Genomic DNA, 18,177 nt, shown 5'->3' on the forward strand with positions numbered 1-18,177 from the left:
CCCCGGGCCCGCCGCCGGCGGTCCGGTCGGCGATCCAAATACGCCGGAACCAGGACCAATCGACGTACCATCGCCGCGTGGATGCTGCGTGGTTCGGTCTGATCGGCGTCGTGGTCGGCGGTCTGATCTCCACTCTGTGGGGATGGCTCGCGACGGTCCGTCAGGAACTGGCCGATGGTCTCGTAGGTGCCCGCCTCGTCGACGACGACCTGGCTCGCCTGGAAACAGGAAGTGCCGGTGCGGCTGGTCACCAGGCGCGTCCGACCGCGCAGGCGTGGGCGGAGAACCGGGTGGCACTCGCAAAGGTTCTGGGCTTTCGGCAGTGGAACACCGTCTCCGCCGTCTATCGCCGTAGCGACGCGTCGGCGACTCGCAGCTGGAGTGGGCGGGACCAGGACATCCGCGCCGCTCGCAAGGCACTTGCGCCGTTGGCGGCGGGCAAACGCCATGTCCTCGGTCAGCGCTGGCGGAACCTGTTCGTTCGGCACACCGATGACTGAGGACACGTGACCCGGGCACTGGCGGGCCGCCCGATCCGGACGTGGTTCAGCCGTCCGCCGCGAGCGGGCGGGTGCGCAGCAGGGCCCGGGTCGGCAGGGCGGTCGCGGCGAGGCAGAGTGCCACGGCCGCGGCGCCCAGGGTCAGGGCGGTGCCCGGCGGGACGTACGGTGCGGTGCCGGCGAGCCCGCGGGCGATCGGGACGAGGGTGATCCAGGCGATCGCGCCGCCCAGCAGCAGTCCGGCCGCGGCCACGAGCAGGGCCTCCCAGCGCATCATGCCGCGCACCTGGCGGCGGGTGGCGCCGGTGAGGCGCAGCAGGGCCACTTCGCGGCGGCGGTCGAGGACGGTCATCACCAGGGTGTTGGCGGCGGTGATCGCCGCGAAGCCGCCGAGGACGCCCGCCATCACGGAGTTCGCCCAGTCGCCGGCTGCGCGCCTGCGGTCGGTCTGGGCGAGGTATCCGGTGCGGTCGGCCACGGTGAGAGCGCCGGGAGTGGCGGTGGCGGTGCCGGAGGTGTCGGCGGCGAGGTTCGCCAGCCGGGCGGCGATGTCGGCGCGGTCGGTGCCGGGAGTGTCCGCGACCAGGACCTGGCTGTCGTAGGCGACGGCTGCGTGGGTGGCCACGGCCGCCCGGGGCAGGATCAACTGGCCGAAGCCGAGCCCGCGTTCGTACGTGGCGACGACCGTCAGCTGGGCCTGGGTGCCGTCGCCGAGCCAGAAGGAGGCGCGGTCGCCCGCCTTGAGGCCGAGCTTGTCGGCGAGGGCGGTGTCGAGGGCGACGGTGTCGGTGCCGCGGGCGAGGTCGGCGAGCGAACCGGTCCGCACTCCCAGGTCGAGGACCCGGGGCAGCTTCGCCGGGTCGCCGGAGATGCCGAGGACGTTGGCGGAGCGGAGCTTGCCGTCGGAGCGGTAGACGGCGCCGGTGCGCAGCAGCCCGATCGCGGCGTCGACGCCGGGCACCCGGGCGGCCTGTTCGGTGGTGGTGGCGGGCAGGCCGGGACCGGTGGAGCCGAGCACGTGGTCGGCCGTGATCCCGTCGCGCACCTGCTCGCCGGTGGCGTGTTGGACGCTGCTCTGGATGAACAGCATGGTGCCGCAGAAGGCGGTCACCATCGCGATGGGGGTGAGGGCGGAGGTCAGTCGGCGGGCGTTGGCGCGGGCGTTGTCGGCGGCCAGTGATCCGCCGGCGCCGCCCGCGCCGGCCCGCAGCGGCAGGCCGAGTACTCCGGCGGCGATCCGGGCCACCCACGGGCCGAGCAGGGCGATGGCCAGCAGGAAGCACATGACCACGCCGAGCGCGGTGTTGGCGGCGTTCTCGCCGCTCAGGTTGGCGGCGACCGCGGTCAGCACCACGCCGCCCGCGATGGCCACCACACCGAGGAGGGTCCGCACCACGCCCGTTCGGGCCACCGGCACCGACGCCTCGCCGAGCGCCTGGCCGGGCCGCAGGTTGGAGGGCCGTCGGGCGGCGAGGTAGCCGGCGGCCAGTGCGGCGAGCAGGCAGGTGGCGACGGCGACGAGCGCGGGGAGCGGGCCGACGTCCAGTTCGACGCCCTGGGGGACGGCGCCGCGCGAGGCGAGGCCGTCGAACCACCAGCGGGCCAGTGCCACGCCCGGGACGAGGCCGAGCACGCCGGCGAGCGGGGCCACCAGTACCGCCTCCGTGGCGACGGAGCGGCGGATCTGACGGGGCGTCGCGCCGACGGCGCGCAGCAGGGCGAACTCGCGCGCTCGTTGGCCGATGGCCAGGGCGATGGTGGACACCACGACGAAGACGGCCGTCATGGTCGCGGTGCCGCCGAAGGAACCGCCGATCGCGATGAGCAGTGTCCGGCCGTTCCCGAGCGCCGGCTGTTCGACGGATCCGCGGGCGTCGCCGGTGACCACCCTGATCCCGGTGGGGGAGGCGGCGGGCTGGGATGCTCCGGCGGCCTTCCGGCCGGCGGTGTCGCGCAGCGCGTCGCGCAGTTGCCGGGCGAGGTCCCCGGCACTGACGCCTTCGCGTGGCTGGACGGCGACGGCGTCGACGCGGCCGGGGTGGCCGGAGAGCCGGCTCGCCGTGTCGTCGGCGAACCAGGCGGTGGGGCCGGCGCTCTGCGGCGCGGCCAGGCCGGAGATCCGGTAGGTGCCGCTGCCGCCCGGCGCGACCAGGCTCAGGCTCGCGCCCGGGGCGAGGTGGGCGGCGCGTGCGCTGGCGGCGTCGAGGACGACCTCGCCGTCGCCGGGGGCGACGCCCTCGACCAGGGTGTCCGCGCCGCCGGCGATGCCGAGCGCCGCGTACCCGCGCCCCGTCAGGCCCGGCGTCGCCGGACCCGGCTGGATCGGGAAGGCGGAGTCCGCGCGGGCCGCCGCCACGCCCGGCTGCGCGGCGATGCGCCGGGCCAGGGCGGCATCCACGCGGGCCCGGTCGGAGACGGGCCGGTCGACGGTCTTCTCCTTCTTGCCGGTCTTGCGGACGATCTCGACGTCCGGATCGGCCGCGACGACGACCGGCGCGTTCGCGTAGCGGACCGGGGGCACGGTGGCGGTGATGCCGGTCTGCAGCATGGTGCCGCAGGCCATGATGACCGCCGCGGCGAAGAGCAGGGCGATGAACGTGCCCGCGAAGGAGGCGGGCCGAAAGCGCACCGACGCGCGCGCGAGGCCGTTGCTCACGCCGCCGTCTCCACCCGGCCGGTGGTGAGCGTGACCATCCGGTCGGCGACGGACTGCGGATCCGGGTGGGGCAACTCGCCCGCGAGGGCGCCGTCGGCGAGGAAGACCACGCAGTCGGCGAACGAGGCCGCCACCGGATCGTGCGTCACCATGACCACCGTCGCACCCATCGTGTCCACCGCGTGCCGCAGCAGTCCCAGTACCTCGTGTGCGGTGCGGGTGTCCAGGGCACCCGTCGGCTCGTCCGCGAACACCACGTCGGGTCGGGTGATCAGCGCACGCGCGATCGCCACCCGCTGCTGCTGACCGCCGGACAACTGGCCCGGCCGGCGCGAAGCGTGCCCACCCAGACCGACCTGGTCGAGCAACTCCCGTGCCCTGCCACGGTCCTGACGCTCACCGGCCAGGCGCAGCGGCAGCAGCACGTTCTGCAGCACGGTCAGCGAGGGCAGCAGGTTGAACGCCTGGAACACGAACCCGACCCGGCTGCGCCGCAGTTCGGTCAGCCGGTTCTCGCTCAGGCCGGTGATCTCCTCGCCGCCGAGGAACACCTCGCCCGACGTCGGCGCGTCCAGGCCGGCGGCGCACTGCAGGAGGGTGCTCTTGCCGGAGCCGGACGGGCCCATCACGGCGGTGAAGGTGCCGTGTGCCAGCGCCAGGTCGATGCCGCGCAGCGCGTGCACCGTCTCACCGCCGCGCCCGTAGCTGCGCCGCACCGCCCGTAACTCGATCGCGACTCGGGCCTGATCGAAAGGCCCGTTCGGCCCAGTCGGCCGGTACTCGGACCGGTGCTCGGAGCGGTCGTGGCGGCGTGCCATGGTGGTGCCTTCCCTCGCGGATCGTCGGCGGATCGTCGCTGGTCGTCGACGTGACCCAGGCTAGGAACGGCGGGTGTCGCGAGCCATGGAGGCTGCCGGCGGACGAGGGGTGGGGTTAACCCCACCCGGGTGCATCCGGAACACATCCCTAGGCTGTTCCTCCGAAGCGTCCAGCCCGCCGAGAGGTAGCCATGAAGTCTCCGCGCTGCGGCAAGTGCAGGAAGCCGGCCACCGAGGGGCCGTTGGGCGGGTACGTGTGCGGCTCGTGCTGGCACGTCGTCCCCCCGCCGGCCAACGCCACCTCCCGAGAGGTCACCACTCGGGAGGTGGGCGTGTCGGGCATGAACTGCGCCCAGTGCGGAGCGGAGATCACCTACGGCCCGCGCGGGGGCTACGTCTGCGGCAACTGCAACCACGTCGTGGAGCCCCCCGACGCGGCCCAGGCCCGCAAGGACGCGGCGAAGGACAGGGCCGACCGGCAGCGACGCGCGGCAGAAGACCGTGCGATGCAGCAACGACGGTGACGACGGGCTTCGTCACATCGGAACAACCGGAGCAACCGGAGCAACCGGAGCAACCGGATCAACCGGATCGGACGGTCACCGCCCGGCCCGGCCGCGGAGCTGCCCCCGGCCGCGCCGGGCGTCCCGCTACGCCCGTGACCCCCGGACGACGACCGTGCACAGCCGCTTGGTGGCGCGGGTCAGGGCGACGTACAGGTCCCGTTCGCCCGCGGGGCGGGCCGCGACGATCCCCTCCGGGTCCACCACGACGGCCTCGTCGAACTCCAGGCCGCGCGCCTCCGACGCCGGGACCAGCCGGGCGTACTCCTCGACCCCGGCGGCCGCCAGTTCCGCCACCCGGCCGTCCGCGCAGACGACACCGAGCAGCTCGCCGGGGTGCGCGGCGGCCTGCGCCCGCAGCTCGCGGACGAGTTCGCCGGCGAGCCGCTCCGGGGCCACCGCGACGGACCGCGGCTCGTCGCCGTGCCGGATCGACCGGACCGGCGGCTGCGCCGGGGCGATCCGGTGGAGCAACTCCCCGGTGGTGGCGAGGATCTCCTGTGTGGTCCGGTAGCTGACGGTCAGCGTCCGCAGGTCGAAGCGCCGGCCGAGGTGCGGGACGAGCGCCTCGTCCCAGTCCCGCGCGGTCGCCGCCGGGCCCGCCTGCGCGAAGTCACCGACCAGCGTCATCGACCGCCCCGGGCACCGGCGCACGATCATCCGCCACTGCATGGCCGTCAGCTCCTGCGCCTCGTCGACGACGACATGCCCGAAGTCCTGCTCGGGCGGCCCGTCGACCAGGCTCGCCGCCTCGTCGAGGAGCGGCACGTCGGCCTCGGTCCACGGCGCGCCGGGGGAGCGCAGCAGCGACGCCCGCTCGTCGTCGGTGAGGTGCGGCAGGTACTCGGCGAGTGCGTCGGCGTCCGCCAGCAGGGCGTCGACGACCCCGCCGGGCACCAGCCGCGGCCAGAGCTCCTCGACGGCCCGGTCCACGTACGCGTCGTCCAGGAGCGCGGACCGGACGGCGTCGGCGTCGAACTCGTCGGCCCCGGTGGAGGGTTCGCCGTCGATGCCGAGGTTGCGCAGGTCCCGGGCCGCCATCTTGTCGAAGTCGACGCCGGTGAGCTGGGCGACCTCGGCGTCGATGCGCTCCAGGTCCTCGGCCATGCCGCGGGCCAGCGCGCCGGTCAGGGCGTCCACCAGCAGCTCCAGGAACAGCCGGCGCGCCCGGTTGTGGGCGAGTCCGCTCGCCCGCGCCGCCTCGCGCGCCCCGGCGACCTCCCCCTCCGCCAGGCGGACCCACTCCTGCCCGACCCGGACGGTGAAGTCCCCGCAGGGCGCCTGCCGCGCGCGGACCGACCCGGCCAGCGCGTCGGCCAGTTCGGCACCGCCCTTCAGACGCGCCACCCCGAACCCGTCCACGGCACCCGGCCGGACACCGGCCAGCTCCTCGCACGTCGCCAGGACGACGTCGTTCTCCCCGAGCGAGGGCAGCACCTGGGAGACGTAGTCCAGGAAGCGCGCGTTCGGCCCCAGGACCAGCACGCCGCGCTCGGCCGCCTTCGGGAACGCGTACAGCACGTACGCGGCGCGGTGCAGCGCCACCACCGTCTTCCCGGTGCCCGGCCCGCCCTGCACCACCGTCACCCCGCGGTGTGACGACCGGACGATCGCGTCCTGCTCCACCTGGAGCGTGGCGACCGCCGTCCCCATCCGACCCGTGCGCCGCTCCTGCAGCGCCGCCGCCAACGGGCCGTCACCGACGACGTCCCCGCGGATCGGCTCCGAGCCGTCCAGCAGTTCGTCACTCACCCCGACCACCGTGCGGCCGGCCAGGCTCAGATGACGGCGCCGGCGCAGCCCCATCGGGTGCACCGGCGTCGCCTCGTAGAAGGCCCGTGCCGCCTCCGCCCGCCAGTCCACCAGCAGCGGCAGCTCGTCCTCGTCCCGTTGCAGGCCCAGCCGACCGATCCGCAGCACCGTCCCGTCCGCGAGGTCGATCCGGCCGAAGACCAGCCCTCCCTCGGCGCCCTCCAGCCGGCGCACCTCGCCCGCCAGCCGCCCGGCCGCCACCTCCCGCTCGTACACCTCGCCCGCGCTGCCGGCCGCCGACGCGAGCACCCGGCCCAGCTGCGCCCGGGCCCCGGCGAGCCGCTCGTCGAACAGCTCGCCGATGACGGACACCTGCACCCGCTCCAGCTCCACCTGCTGTGCGGCGTTGCCGTGGATCTGCGACAAGGAAGAGCCCCCTCTCGATTCGACCCACCACTATGCAGAGCGATTCCGGGAAAGTAAATGTTGATTTTCCGGCACGGATGTGGCCTTCGATTTCCGGCGGCGCGGATTTCCGGGGAATTCCGGAAACGGCCGCGCGCCCGCCGGGCCGTCGTGGATCCGTTGCGCGGCAATGCGCCTCCGGTGTCACTCCCTTTTGTGTCGCTCCTCGTCGCAGCCCGGTGGCCGTCCGCCTCGCGGCCCTCTGCGCGCGGGCGCGCGGCCGTCACCGGCAGCGGTCTGGCCGTGCGCCGTGCGCCGTGCATCCAGGGCCGGCTATGGCCGGCGGCGGGTGGGTTCGGCCAGCAGGGCCTCGGCGGCGGCCGTCGCGACGACCTCGGCGACCGTGGACAGGGCGGGCGAATCCAGCTTCCACTGCTGCCAGTACAGGGCGACGTCCATGGGCCGGGCGGGCGCCAGTTCCACCAGTCGGCCGGACCGCAGCAGCGGCTCGGCCTGCGGTTCGGGCACGAGGCCCCAGCCGAAACCGGCGGCCACCGCGTCCCGGAACCCGTCCGAGGCGGGCACCAGGTGGCGGATCCGCCCGGCGCCCGAGCGCCCCCCGGTGAGGGAGCGGACGAACTCGTCCTGGAGCTCGTCGCGCCGGTCGAAGACCACGGTGGGGGCGTGACACAGGTCCTCGGCCAGGTTCCCGGTGAGCTGCCGGGCCGCGAACTCCGGTGTGGCCACGGCCAGGTAGCGGGCCAGCCCGAGCCGCCGCGCGGTGCAGCCGGCCACCGGGTCGGGCGAGGAGGTGACGGCGGCCATCACCTGGCCCTCGCGCAGCAGGGCGGTGGTGTGGGCCTCGTCCTCCCGGTGCAGCTCGAAGCAGATCGGCGGGTCCTGGGGCACCCGGGTGAGCGCGGGCAGGAACCAGGTCGCGAGGGAGTCGGCGTTGACCGCGATCGGGACCCGGGCCGGGCCCTGCTCGGCGGCCAGGCCCAGTTCGGCGCGGGCGTCACGTTCCAGGCGGGCCAGCTGGCGGGCGAAACGGACCACCACCTCGCCGGACTCGGTGAGCCGTACCGGCTTGGTGCGCAGCAGCAGGACCCGCCCGGTGCGCTGTTCCAGGGCCTTGACGCGCTGGCTGACGGCCGAGGGGGTCACGTGCAGGGCGGCGGCCGCGGCGTCGAAGGTGCCCTCGTCGACCACCGCGAGCAGGGTCCGGACCTGGTCCAGGGGAAGCTCGTCCATAAGTACCGCTAAGGATACGTAAGAATCTTTAGCTGTACTCATCGATGCGCGATCCATACGGTCGAGGCCATGAACAGCAGCACCATCGCGGCCGTGATCGCCGGATTCGGAACCGGACTCTCCCTCATCGTGGCCATCGGGGCCCAGAACGCCTTCGTCCTGCGCCAGGGCGCCCGCAGGCACGCCGTCCTCGCGGTGGTCGCCATCTGCGCCCTCTCGGACGCGGCGCTGATCGCGCTCGGCGTGACCGGGGTGGGCACCGTGGTCACGGCCTGGCCGGCGGCGCTGACCGCCGTGGGCCTGGTCGGCGGGGCGTTCCTGCTCTGCTACGGCTTCCTGGCGGCTCGACGGGTGCTGCGCCCGGATCCGGCGGCCGCGCTCACCGGAGGCGGACCGGAGACGGGGACCGTCCGGCGAGCGGTCCTGACCTGCCTCGCCATGACCTGGCTGAACCCGCACGTGTACCTCGACACCGTGCTCCTGCTGGGCTCGCTCGCCTCCGACCGCGGCGACCTGCGCTGGGCCTTCGGCGCGGGCGCGGCGCTGGCCAGCCTGTGCTGGTTCGCCGCCCTGGGCTTCGGCGCCCGGCTGCTGACCGGCGTCCTGTCCCGGCCGAAGGCCTGGCGGGTGCTGGACGGGCTGGTCGCCGTGACCATGCTGGTGATGGGCGGGATGCTCGTCGCCGGGGCGTAGGGCGGTCCGAGGCGCCCTGACCGTCGGACCGAGGCGTTCGGCGGTATCTCCCGGTGGATCGGCTTCGGCAACGGCGGCGTCATCACCGACGGGCGACCCCACCGACGGCGCCCCCCGACGGCGACCCCGAGGAGAGAGCGGACGGCTCAGCCGAGTCGTCCGCGTCGACCGGTGCCGGTGCCGGTGCCGGCGCCGGCGCCGTGCTGCCCTATCCTCGCGCGCGCAGATCATGCGTTCCTGGCGCATTCTTCCATCGAAGGCGTGAATTTCCCGGAAAGCAATGGTCGGGCCGTTCATTTTCGATCTAACGTGCGCCGAAAGTCCTGACGGGGGAGGCGTGCCCCGTCGCCGGGCAAGGGAGAGGACGAGGAAATGCCGGTCAAGGTGAAGAAGCAGAAGTTCAGCATGCTCTTCGACTGGTTCGACCAGGGTGGCGACGGAACGCTCACACACGATGATTTCCAGGCGATGGGAGAGCTCTTCGGCGGGCTGGCCGCGGAGGACGACCGGGAGAACGCCTCGGCGATGCGGAAGGCGTTCGACGAGTGGTGGCGAGTGCTGCTCACACACGGGGACGCCAACGGGGACGGGAGGATCGACCGCAAGGAGTTCCTCGACGTCATGGAGGCCAACGTCACGGCCCCCGAGCACTTCGAGAAGGCGGTGCTGGCGATCGCGGACGCTCTGATGCGCGCGCTGGACACCGACCATGACGGGGTGCTGAGCAAGGACGAGTACGTGCGCATGTACAGCGCCCTGGGAATCCCGCCCGAGCATTCGGGGGATGCGTTCCGGCGGCTCGACCGGGACGGCAACGGGGTGATCAGCCACGAGGAATTCAGGACGGCCATCACCGAGTTCTATCTGAGCACCGACGAGAACGCGCCGGGGAACTGGCTGATCGGCCCCATCCAGTAGCAGTCCTGAACTCCGCCCCGACCGGGGTCCGGCGGGTTTCGGGCTCCGGGCCCGCCGCCCCGGCGTCCCGTCAGCAGTGGCAGCACACGTCCAGGACGACGGCCTCCGGGGCCAGGGCGTCCAGGTAGGCGTTGGCGTCCGGCAGGTAGCCGGCGTCGTCGTGGTCGGCCCACGAGCCGTCGAGCCGCAGCAGCGCGTGGCCGGGCACCGCGGTGGCGCGGGCCCGTGCGATGTTCCGGGCCCGGTCCTCGGTGAACCGGAACGGCCAGTCGCACGGCTCATCGCCGCCCGCGGCCCATGCGTCGTGCCGGGCCGCGGCGAGGCGTTCGTGGGCGGTACGCAGCGCTTCGAAGTCGAGCAGTGCGCGCGGGCCGCCGTCGCACCGGTTGGGAAGGCCGCCGAACAGGTCGCGGCCCTGGGGCGGTTCGGCGTAGAGGTGCTTGACCAGCCGCGGGTCCGCGATGGCGTCGGGTCGGTGCAGCAGGCGCGGGCCCTCGATGCGCAGGGACAGGCCGTCCCACTCGCCGCGGGGATTGCGGGTGCTGAGGAAGTATCCGCGCCCGGTCTCGTCGACGTGAAGATAGCCGTCGTCACCGGGGGTTCGTCCGGTCCGGGAGTTCATCACGTCGGCGACCTCGGCCCAGCCGAGGCGGTCCCGGTCCGGCAGGACGCCGCGCTCCTTGTTCGCCCGCACCCAGTACGCGCTGTTCGGGTCCGCCGGCTCGTAGTCCCGGTACGGGGGCACTTCGAGTTCGCTGTGGTACGGCGCGAGGGCGGCGATCAGGGCCTTGCGGTACCGCTCGGGCGGCATCGGTGGCAGGACGACGAGCATGTCGTACCTCGACATCGGCTTTCCTCCTCCGTTTCCGTTTCCGCTTCCGTTCGCTGACCCACCCCATCCTGTCGGACGGCGGTGCACCGCTGTGTCCGGGGCCCCGTCCTGCCGAGTGTTGTCGACGCCTGGGGTGTGAGTGTCGGGAGAGTTGGGCAGGGACGCGTCAGGACCCGGGCGGCTGTGCGGACGCCCGGTGCGTCGGAGCGGGGCCGGTGGCGGCCTGCCGTCAGTGCGCGAGGAGCCCGTCGATCAGGGTGGGTGCGTCCTCGGCCGATCCCCGCTGGGTCGATCGCCGCGTGGCGGACTCCGCGAACGTGGCCGTTCAGTACGGGCGTTGGGTGCCGCAGCCGTGGGCCCGGGCGTCGCGGGCGGTGGATTCGGCCACTCGGTCACGGTCGGTGTCGGACTCAGGGGTGCGTGTCGGCCGTGCCGGGGATCTCCCCCCACCCGGTGGGTGGGCCGGTTGGCGACAGAAGGGGTGGGACCGAGGGTGGATGTGACGACGCGGACGGCAGTCACGACGGACCGCTCGGGGCAACGGGGGGCGGAACGGAACGCGCGACGGGAGGCGCGACGGGAGGCGCAACTCCGCCCGTCCGCCGGGGTGTTCCGGCGCTACTGGACCGGATCGCTGGTGAGCCGGCTCGGGGACCAGGTGACCGCCGTCGCCCTGCCGCTGATCGCCGTGCTCACCCTGCACGCGACGGCCTGGCAGGTCGGCCTGGTCACCGGCGCCGGGTACCTGGCCTGGCTGCTGGTCGGGCTGCCGGCCGGTGTCCTGGTCCACCGGCTCCCGCTGCGCGGCACCCAGGTGGTGATGGACCTGGTGCGCGCGCTGGCCGTGGCCACGGTGCCGGTGGCGGCCGCACTGGGGGTGCTCGGACTGCCGCACCTGGTTGCGGTGGCCCTGCTGGTCGGGCTGGCGAGCGTGGTCTTCGACGTCGGCAACTCCACCTTCCTGCCCTCGATCGTCGCCAAGGAGGAGCTGACCGCCCGCAACAGCCTGCTCTCCGGCAGCAGCGCGGCGACCGAGCTGGCCGGCCCCTCGCTCGGCGGGGTCCTGGTCCAACTCGTCGGCGGTGCGGCAGCGATGGTGCTGGACGCGGTCAGCTACCTGGTCTCGGCCGCCCTGCTGCGCAGCCTGCCGCGCGCGGAGCGTCCCGCCGGGCGGCCCGCCGGCGCGGGGATGCGGGAACAGATCGGCGAGGGTTGGCACTTCGTCACCCGCCACCCGGTGATCGGGCCGTGCGCCGCCGACGCCGCCGTCGTCAACTTCGTCGCGGGCGGGCTGATGACGCTCACCCCGGTGTTCCTGGTCGACACCCTCGACGCGCCGGCCGCCGCCGTCGGCGCCCTGATGGCCAGCGGCGGCCTGGGCAGCCTGGCCGGCGCGGCCCTCACACCCCGGGTGGTGTCCAGGATCGGCGGCGGCGGCGCCCTGCGGTGGGCGGCGCTGGTGGCCGCGCTCTTCACCTTCCTGCTGCCGGCGGCGAGTTCGGGCTGGGCGGTGCTGGTCTTCGCCGTCGGCAACGCGGGCTTCTCGGCGGGCGTCGTGGTCACCAGCATCGTCGCCCGCACCCACCGGCAGACCCACGCCCCGGCGGAGCTGCTCCCCAGGGTGATGGCCACCGTCCGGTTCGTCTCCTGGGGCGCCACCCCGGTCGGCGCGCTGCTGGCCGGCGCGGCCTCCACCGCCTGGGGGCCGCGCATGGCCCTGGTGGTGCTGGCCGTGTGCGGCCTGGCGGGCCCGGCGATCCTGCTGGTCGGCCCGATCCGCCGGGTGCGCGACCTCGCCTGATCGTGGTGCGGGCGGCGGGCGGCGGGCGGCGGGCGGCAGGCGGTGGGCGGCGTACGGCGGTTCCGCCCTCGGTGGGTGGGGCCGACCAGCCGCGCCCGGTCGAGGACGGGGCCTGGCCGGCGCCACCGAGGACGCCGGGAGTCAGGGCGCGTCGGACCGGATGTCGTAGCGGGAACGGGCCCTGGCGATCTCGTTCTGGTGCTGTTCCGTCCACACCACCAGGGACTGGATCGTCGAGTGCAGGGTGCGCCCGAGCGGGGTGAGTTCGTAGTCCACCCGGGGCGGGACCACCGGATGCACGGTGCGGCTGACCAGGCCGTCCCGCTCCAGCTGGCGGAGCGTCACGGTGAGCATCCGCTGGCTGATGCCGTCGATCTCACGGCGCAGTTCGGTGAAGCGCAGGGAGCGCCGGTCCAGCAGGGCGATGACCAGCAGCGACCACTTGTCGGCGATCCGGTCGAGGATCTGGCGGACTTCGCAGTCCTCACGCGTGTCCCATTGCAGGACCGCGTAGTCGCCGTCGGTATCCGTGCAGTGCGTCGGTAACTTCGAAGTGCCTTCTTCCACGGTTCCTCATGCTGCCGCAGGATGGCGACTGCTTACAAGAGGGAACTGGCAGGCCGTGCGGGAACCGACCCCGGCCGTCCGGTCCCGGGCCCCGTGACGCCTCGCAAGGAGAGCTCCGTGTCAACCCGAACCGCATCGCCGGAAGGCGACTCAGGCCGGATCACCGGCCGATCCCTGGGTGTACTGATCGTCCTGTGCGGCGCCATCTTCCTGGAGGGCATCGACGTCGCGATGCTCAACGTGGCGCTGCCCTCCATCCGCGCCGACCTGGGCATGTCCACCGGAGCGCTCAGCTGGGTGCTGAGCGCCTACGTCCTCGGCTACGCCGGCTTCATGCTGCTGGGCGGCCGCACCGCCGACCTTCTGGGCCGGCGGCGGATGTTCCTGTTCTGGCTGACCACCTTCGTGCTCTTCTCCGGCCTCGGTGGATTCGCCACGGAGGGCTGGATCCTGATCCTCGCGCGCTTCGTGACCGGTCTGTCGGCGGCCTTCATGACGCCGGCCGGCCTGGCCGTCATCACGACCTCCTTCGCGGAGGGCCCGCAGCGCAACCGGGCCCTGCTGCTCTACGCGGGCACCGCGGCCGCGGGCTTCTCGCTGGGCCTGGTGGTCGGTGGTCTGCTCACCGGGATCAGCTGGCGCTGGGTGTTCTTCGCCCCGGTGATCCTCGCAGGATCGATCCTGCTCGGGGCTCTGGCGCTGATCCCGCGGGAGGCGCCGCCGCAGCGCGACCCGAACGAGAAGTTCGACGTCCTGGGCGCGATCACCGCGACCGGCGCGATGCTGCTGCTCGTCTACGCCGTGGTCCGCTTCGGCGAGCCCGATGCCGAGCCGGGGGTCACCCTGGCGGTCCTGGGCGGCGGCCTGCTCCTGCTGGTGCTGTTCGTCGTCGCCGAGCAGCGCTCGTCCACGCCGCTGGTGCGGCTGGGCATCCTGCGCTCCGGCCCGCTGGTGCGCGCCAACCTCGGGGCGATGCTCTTCGCCGGCTCGTTCTTCGGCTTCCAGTTCGTGGTCACGCTGTTCCTGCAGGACCTGCGCGGCTGGAACTCGCTGCAGACCGGTCTCGCCCTGCTGGCGGTCGGATGCGACGCGATCCTCGCCCCGACCCTGACCCCGAAGCTGGTCGACCGGTTCGGCAACGTCAAGGTCATCCTCGGCGGCTTCCTGCTGGCCGCGGTGTCCTACGCGCTGTTCCTGCCGGTGGGCCTCGACTGGAGCTACGCGGCGATGTTCCCGACCATGATCCTCACCGGCATGGCCTTCTCGCTCGCCTACGGCCCGCTCACCATCGCGGCCACCGACGGGATCGAGGAGGAGGAACAGGGCCTGGCCGGCGGCCTGGTCAACACCTCGTTCCAGTTCGGTGCGGCGCTCGGCCTCTCCGTCGTCACCACCGTCAACCTGGCCGCCACCAAGGCCGACGGCACCGTCCGGGACAAGCTGGACGGCTTCCACGCGGCGCTCGCCGTGCCGGTGGGCGCGGTGCTCCTCGGGGCGGTCGTCACCGCCTTCGGCCTCGGCCGGAAGCGTGTCGTCGCCGCTCCCGTGGCCGGGGCGCGCGAGGACGAGGCGCTCGTCTCCTGAGGCCTCTCCGGGACGCCAGGCCGGGCACCGGTGCAGCACCGGTAGGCCCCGCACGTGGGGGTGCGGGGCCTGCCGCCAGCGGTGGTCCGGTGCTGTGGTCCCTGGCGTCAAGTCACTTGACGGCAAGGGATGGTACGGCGGCGACCGTCAGCGGACCTCGGCCACCAGGGGACCGTACTTCGCCTTGATGTCCGCAGCCGCGGACTGCCACTGCGGGGTGTCGACGATCACGCCGCTACCGTCGATGGCGAGCGTCAGCCCCTCGATCTCCACGCCCTTGGCCCGCCACTCCTCGGTGTCCGCGCGGATCCGGTTCAGGAACGTCATGAGCTGGCCGCGGGAGCCGGCCGCGTCGGCGAACGCCACCTTCACCGGGGGTGCCGCCATGCGGGTCACGGCGGCGTCCAGGCCGCTGCCGGGGACGCGCATCACGTACAGCGTGTTCGTGTTCCGGTCGCGGCAGGTGCCGAAGTACTGGTCGGGGTACTCGGTCATCGCCAGTCCCTCGATGGCCTGACCCGCCTGGTTCAGGGCGAGCTCCGCCGGATTCTCCGACACCGACGATGGCGACGGTGACAGCGAGCCCGAGGCCGTGGGCCAGGTCGACGGCGAGCCGGGCCTGGACGGGGCGTCGGAGCTCGGGGCCCCGGTTGTCGGGACGCCGATCGTCGGGACGCCGGTTGTCGGGGCCCCGGTTGTCGGGACGCCGGTTGTCGGGGCCCCGGTCGTCGGGCCGCCGGTCGACGGCATCCCCGACGAGGGCTGGTCCGTCGCCGGAAGGCCGGTCGACGGCGTTCCGCCCGAGGGGTGGCCCGACGGCGGACTCGGCAGCAGCCGGCCGCCGTGCTGGTGCCAGCCCGGCGTCCGCATCGACGAGGGCCCGTTCGTGCAGTTCAGCATCACGGTCACGCGTCCCGGCATCGTCGCGCTCGGTGTCGGACTCGTCGTGCCCGGGCCCGCCCCGGCCGCGCCCGTGCGGCCGGCCCCGAGGCCGCCGACGAGCTGTGTCAACGCCCCCGCTCCGACGGCCAGCACCGCCACCGCCGTGACTCCCCGCACGACCGCCTGCCGTCGGGCCCGGCGGCGCCCGGCCTCGTGCAGCTCGGTCAGCGGCGGGCTGCCACCGATTCCCGCGGCATGCGCTCCGAGCCGGGTGACCAGCTCCTCCTCGAACCTGTCCTCAGCGCTCACGACTCACCAACTCCCTCACCGGTTCCATCTCCTGTCGAAGCGCCTTGATCCCGCGCGCCAGGTGCGTCTTCGCCGTGGGCACCGAACACCCCAGCTCCTCCGCCACCTGCGCCACCGGCAGGTCCAAGTAGTAGCGCAGCACCACGGCCGCCCGCTGCCGTCGCGGCAGCCCGGCCAGTGCCGCGGCCAGTTCGTCGTCCCGCTCGGCCTCCTGGGCCGCCGGCCCGTCCGGCAGCGCGGAGGTGAGCACCTCGCGTCTGGTCCGCCGCCAGCGCGACACGTGGGTGCGGACCATCGTCCTGCGGACGTACCCCTCGCTCGCCGCCACGTCCCGGATCGCCGAACGTTTCGGATACACCTGGGCCAGGGCGTCGTGCAGCAGGTCGCGGGCGTCGTGGACGTCCCCCGTGATCAAGTAGGCCCCCCGGAGCAGGGCCTGGTACCGCGCTGCGACGAACTCGTCGAACGGGTCGGGCCCGGAGCCCCCCGGGCGGATCGATTCGCGCTTCATGTCCCCAGGACGTCCGGGCCGCCGAAAACGGATGACAAACCACCGGTATTCGCCCCGGAGATCCGGGGTGATGAGCGCCGGGCCTGATTTTCCGTGAGTTCGGTCACACATCTTGTGGGATGTCATGGCCGGGCTCACACTACCGATTTGCGACCATACGTGCGCTTCCGCACGAAGGCCTCCACTTCTCGTCCGCCGGGCGCTCCCCGGCTGCCGCATGCCCTCCTCCGGCCGGGTCCGGAGGACGGCCGCCATCACCGTAGGACATCCCCGGACGCTCGGTCCGACGCCGCCGCGCTCCTCTGACCGTACGCACCAGCAGGGGTGGGCGCCGTGCCCCCGGACCGAGCCCGCCCCCGTCGTCCGTACTCCCACCCCCACGCAAAGGAGCTTCGGATGAAGCACCCGCGCACCCCCACCCCCTGGCGGCGGCCGTTCGCCGCCGTCGCGGCCGCCGCCCTCGCTCTGGCCGGCGCCGCCTGGAGCACCGCGCCGGCGGCCGCGAGCGCCGCCGCCGCCCCGGCCGCCGCCGTCGCGGCCACGCCCGCCCCGGACACCGCCGCCGTCGGGCCGAGCCTGGTCCGGGTGGGCGCCGACCCGCTCACCGACACCGGCAGCCAGCACGCCACCGAGGTGGAGCCCGACACCTTCGCCCAGGGCGGCACGATCGTCTCCTCCTTCCAGGTCGGGCGGTTCGTCGACGGCGGCGCGGCCGGCCTCGGCTGGAGCACCTCGATGGACGGCGGCGTCAGCTGGCGGCAGGGCATGCTGCCCGGCCTCACCGTCCAGCAGGGCGGCCGTTGGGCCCGCGCCTCCGACCCGTCGGTCGCCTACGACGTCAGGCACGGCACCTGGATGGTCGCCGGCCTGGTCATCGACTCGGGGCGCAACCCCGTGGGCGTGACCGTCAGCCGCTCCGCCGACGGCCGGAGCTGGCGGGAGCCGGTGCCGGCGGTCGGCTTCGACGGCCAGGCCTACGACAAGGAGTGGATCGTCTGCGACAACACTCCGACCAGCCGCTACTTCGGCACCTGCTACATCGAGGTCGACATCCCGTCCTCCGACGACCTGATGGTCATGTCCGTCTCGCGGGACGGCGGTTCCACCTGGTCCGCCCCGGCCTCCCCGTCCGGCGTCAACCTGGGCCTCGGCGGCCAGCCGCTGGTGCGGCCGGACGGCACGGTCGTGGTCCCCTTCTCGACGGACACCACCTCGATCCGCTCCTTCACCTCCACCGACGGCGGCAGGTCCTGGGGCTCCACGGTCCTGGTCGCGGACGTCTCCGCGCACGAGGTCGCGGGCGGCCTGCGCGACGGCGAGGGCCTGCCCTCGGCGGAGATCGACGCCGACGGCAGGGTCTACGTCGCCTGGCAGGACTGCCGCTTCCGCGCCGGCTGCCCGGCCAACGACATCGTCTACGCGACCTCGCCCGACGGCACCAGCTGGTCCGCCGTGACCAGGGTGCCGATCGACCCCGCCACCAGCGGCGCCGACCACTTCCTGCCCGGTCTCGGCGTCGACCGCGCCACCGCCGGCCCCACCGCCAAGCTCGGGTTGTACTACTACTTCTACCCGGAGGCCGACTGCACCGACGTCACCTGCCGGCTGGAGGTCGGCTACATCTCCTCCGCCAACGGCGGCGCCACCTGGAGCACACCGCTGACCGTCGCCGGCCCGATGCCGCTGTCCCGGATCGCCGCCACGACCGGGGGCAGCATGGTCGGCGACTACCTCTCCACCTCCGTCCTCGACGGCAGGGCGGTGGCGGTCTTCGCGGTCGGCAGGGCCCCGGCCGGCGGCCGGGCCTTCGACGAGGCGATGTACGCCGTCCCGGGCGGCCTGCCCGTCCGCGCCGGCGCCACCCCGTCGAGCACCGGCCCGGTCCTCTCCACCTCGCCCGACCACGAGCGGCCCCTCCCGCCGCTGACCCGCCACTGACCGCTCCGGTCCGTCCTTCCATCCGGGCCCGTCCTCCCGCCCCACCGGGAGGACGGGCCCTTCCCCGCACGGCAGTTGTCGACGTCCTCCGGCGCTCCGAACCGTGGGTGATCCGTCGCCCCCGGGCCGTCCCGCGGGACGACGCGAGACGGAAGGGCTCCCACCGGGCATCCTGTTCGCCCTCTGGCGTATCGATG

General features: G+C 73.8%; 15 protein-coding genes. 7 read left to right on the forward strand and 8 right to left on the reverse strand.

Going from position 1 to position 18,177, the window contains the following annotated elements; translation table 11 throughout:
• Nucleotides 1-77: 77 nt before the first annotated feature.
• Entirely contained in the window at nucleotides 78-500 is a 423-nt protein-coding gene (locus ACZ5OX_RS13775; RefSeq protein ID WP_465630076.1) for a hypothetical protein, read from the forward strand.
• 46 nt (nucleotides 501-546) lie between these two features.
• Here the strand turns inward: ACZ5OX_RS13775 and ACZ5OX_RS13780 are convergent, their stop codons facing one another.
• The gene (locus ACZ5OX_RS13780; protein WP_465630077.1) at nucleotides 547-3,156 is read right to left on the reverse strand and encodes an ABC transporter permease; all 2,610 of its coding nucleotides are present in this window, start codon (nucleotides 3,154-3,156) and stop codon (nucleotides 547-549) included.
• Complete coding sequence (locus tag ACZ5OX_RS13785) at nucleotides 3,153-3,974, reverse strand: ABC transporter ATP-binding protein (protein WP_465630078.1); 822 nt, start codon at nucleotides 3,972-3,974, stop codon at nucleotides 3,153-3,155. Before ACZ5OX_RS13785 ends, ACZ5OX_RS13780 begins: the two co-directional genes overlap by 4 nt.
• Nucleotides 3,975-4,165: 191 nt before the next feature.
• On the opposite strand from ACZ5OX_RS13785, the gene ACZ5OX_RS13790 reads away from it, so the two are divergent.
• The gene (locus ACZ5OX_RS13790; RefSeq protein ID WP_465630079.1) at nucleotides 4,166-4,498 is read left to right on the forward strand and encodes a hypothetical protein; all 333 of its coding nucleotides are present in this window, start codon (nucleotides 4,166-4,168) and stop codon (nucleotides 4,496-4,498) included.
• Nucleotides 4,499-4,624: 126 nt separating this feature from the next.
• On the opposite strand, the gene ACZ5OX_RS13795 is transcribed toward ACZ5OX_RS13790, so the two are convergent.
• Nucleotides 4,625-6,715 (reverse strand): HelD family protein, encoded by a 2,091-nt coding sequence (locus ACZ5OX_RS13795; protein WP_465630080.1) that lies wholly within the window; start codon nucleotides 6,713-6,715, stop codon nucleotides 4,625-4,627.
• Nucleotides 6,716-7,027: 312 nt separating this feature from the next.
• Nucleotides 7,028-7,945, reverse strand: a complete 918-nt coding sequence (locus tag ACZ5OX_RS13800; RefSeq protein WP_465630081.1) for a LysR family transcriptional regulator ArgP — start codon at nucleotides 7,943-7,945, stop codon at nucleotides 7,028-7,030.
• Nucleotides 7,946-8,014: 69 nt separating this feature from the next.
• Here ACZ5OX_RS13800 and ACZ5OX_RS13805 point away from each other — a divergent pair, with 69 nt between their 5' ends.
• Both ACZ5OX_RS13805 and ACZ5OX_RS13810 read left to right on the forward strand, forming a co-directional pair.
• Nucleotides 8,015-8,638, forward strand: coding sequence for a LysE/ArgO family amino acid transporter (locus tag ACZ5OX_RS13805; protein WP_465630082.1), 624 nt, complete (start codon nucleotides 8,015-8,017; stop codon nucleotides 8,636-8,638).
• A gap of 372 nt (nucleotides 8,639-9,010) precedes the next feature.
• Nucleotides 9,011-9,556: an EF-hand domain-containing protein gene (locus ACZ5OX_RS13810; RefSeq protein ID WP_465630083.1), complete on the forward strand. Its 546-nt coding sequence runs from the start codon at nucleotides 9,011-9,013 to the stop codon at nucleotides 9,554-9,556.
• 70 nt (nucleotides 9,557-9,626) lie between these two features.
• Here the strand turns inward: ACZ5OX_RS13810 and ACZ5OX_RS13815 are convergent, their stop codons facing one another.
• Nucleotides 9,627-10,403: a hypothetical protein gene (locus tag ACZ5OX_RS13815; RefSeq protein WP_465630084.1), complete on the reverse strand. Its 777-nt coding sequence runs from the start codon at nucleotides 10,401-10,403 to the stop codon at nucleotides 9,627-9,629.
• Nucleotides 10,404-11,025: 622 nt separating this feature from the next.
• On the opposite strand from ACZ5OX_RS13815, the gene ACZ5OX_RS13820 reads away from it, so the two are divergent.
• Nucleotides 11,026-12,189 carry an MFS transporter gene (locus ACZ5OX_RS13820; protein WP_465630085.1) on the forward strand — a complete coding sequence of 388 codons (1,164 nt, stop codon included), beginning with the start codon at nucleotides 11,026-11,028 and terminating at the stop codon, nucleotides 12,187-12,189.
• Nucleotides 12,190-12,330: 141 nt separating this feature from the next.
• On the opposite strand, the gene ACZ5OX_RS13825 is transcribed toward ACZ5OX_RS13820, so the two are convergent.
• Complete coding sequence (locus ACZ5OX_RS13825; protein ID WP_392875880.1) at nucleotides 12,331-12,756, reverse strand: winged helix-turn-helix transcriptional regulator; 426 nt, start codon at nucleotides 12,754-12,756, stop codon at nucleotides 12,331-12,333.
• Nucleotides 12,757-12,915: 159 nt separating this feature from the next.
• Between ACZ5OX_RS13825 and ACZ5OX_RS13830 the strand changes: the two genes are divergently transcribed.
• The gene (locus ACZ5OX_RS13830) at nucleotides 12,916-14,340 is read left to right on the forward strand and encodes an MFS transporter (protein WP_465630141.1); all 1,425 of its coding nucleotides are present in this window, start codon (nucleotides 12,916-12,918) and stop codon (nucleotides 14,338-14,340) included.
• 147 nt (nucleotides 14,341-14,487) lie between these two features.
• On the opposite strand, the gene ACZ5OX_RS13835 is transcribed toward ACZ5OX_RS13830, so the two are convergent.
• Together ACZ5OX_RS13835 and ACZ5OX_RS13840 are read right to left on the reverse strand one after the other, a co-directional pair.
• Complete coding sequence (locus ACZ5OX_RS13835; RefSeq protein WP_465630086.1) at nucleotides 14,488-14,898, reverse strand: hypothetical protein; 411 nt, start codon at nucleotides 14,896-14,898, stop codon at nucleotides 14,488-14,490.
• Nucleotides 14,899-15,520: 622 nt separating this feature from the next.
• On the reverse strand, nucleotides 15,521-16,042 hold the full coding sequence (locus tag ACZ5OX_RS13840; RefSeq protein WP_465630087.1) for a SigE family RNA polymerase sigma factor: 522 nt from the start codon (nucleotides 16,040-16,042) through the stop codon (nucleotides 15,521-15,523).
• A 396-nt stretch (nucleotides 16,043-16,438) separates the two neighbouring features.
• On the opposite strand from ACZ5OX_RS13840, the gene ACZ5OX_RS13845 reads away from it, so the two are divergent.
• Nucleotides 16,439-17,980 (forward strand): sialidase family protein, encoded by a 1,542-nt coding sequence (locus tag ACZ5OX_RS13845; RefSeq protein ID WP_465630088.1) that lies wholly within the window; start codon nucleotides 16,439-16,441, stop codon nucleotides 17,978-17,980.
• The last annotated feature ends 197 nt before the right edge of the window (nucleotides 17,981-18,177 follow it).

The sequence above is a fragment of the Kitasatospora sp. NPDC032121 genome, assembly GCF_055580145.1.

Bases quoted from the DNA above. Each gene is read 5' to 3' on its own strand.
- ACZ5OX_RS13785 (WP_465630078.1), bottom strand. From the start codon at position 3,974: ATGGCACGCCGCCACGACCGCTCCGAGCACCGGTCCGAGTACCGGCCG.
- ACZ5OX_RS13790 (WP_465630079.1), top strand. From the start codon at position 4,166: ATGAAGTCTCCGCGCTGCGGCAAGTGCAGGAAGCCGGCCACCGAGGGG.
- ACZ5OX_RS13800 (WP_465630081.1), bottom strand. From the start codon at position 7,945: ATGGACGAGCTTCCCCTGGACCAGGTCCGGACCCTGCTCGCGGTGGTC.
- ACZ5OX_RS13805 (WP_465630082.1), top strand. From the start codon at position 8,015: ATGAACAGCAGCACCATCGCGGCCGTGATCGCCGGATTCGGAACCGGA.
- ACZ5OX_RS13810 (WP_465630083.1), top strand. From the start codon at position 9,011: ATGCCGGTCAAGGTGAAGAAGCAGAAGTTCAGCATGCTCTTCGACTGG.
- ACZ5OX_RS13815 (WP_465630084.1), bottom strand. From the start codon at position 10,403: ATGTCGAGGTACGACATGCTCGTCGTCCTGCCACCGATGCCGCCCGAG.
- ACZ5OX_RS13840 (WP_465630087.1), bottom strand. From the start codon at position 16,042: ATGAAGCGCGAATCGATCCGCCCGGGGGGCTCCGGGCCCGACCCGTTC.
- ACZ5OX_RS13845 (WP_465630088.1), top strand. From the start codon at position 16,439: ATGAAGCACCCGCGCACCCCCACCCCCTGGCGGCGGCCGTTCGCCGCC.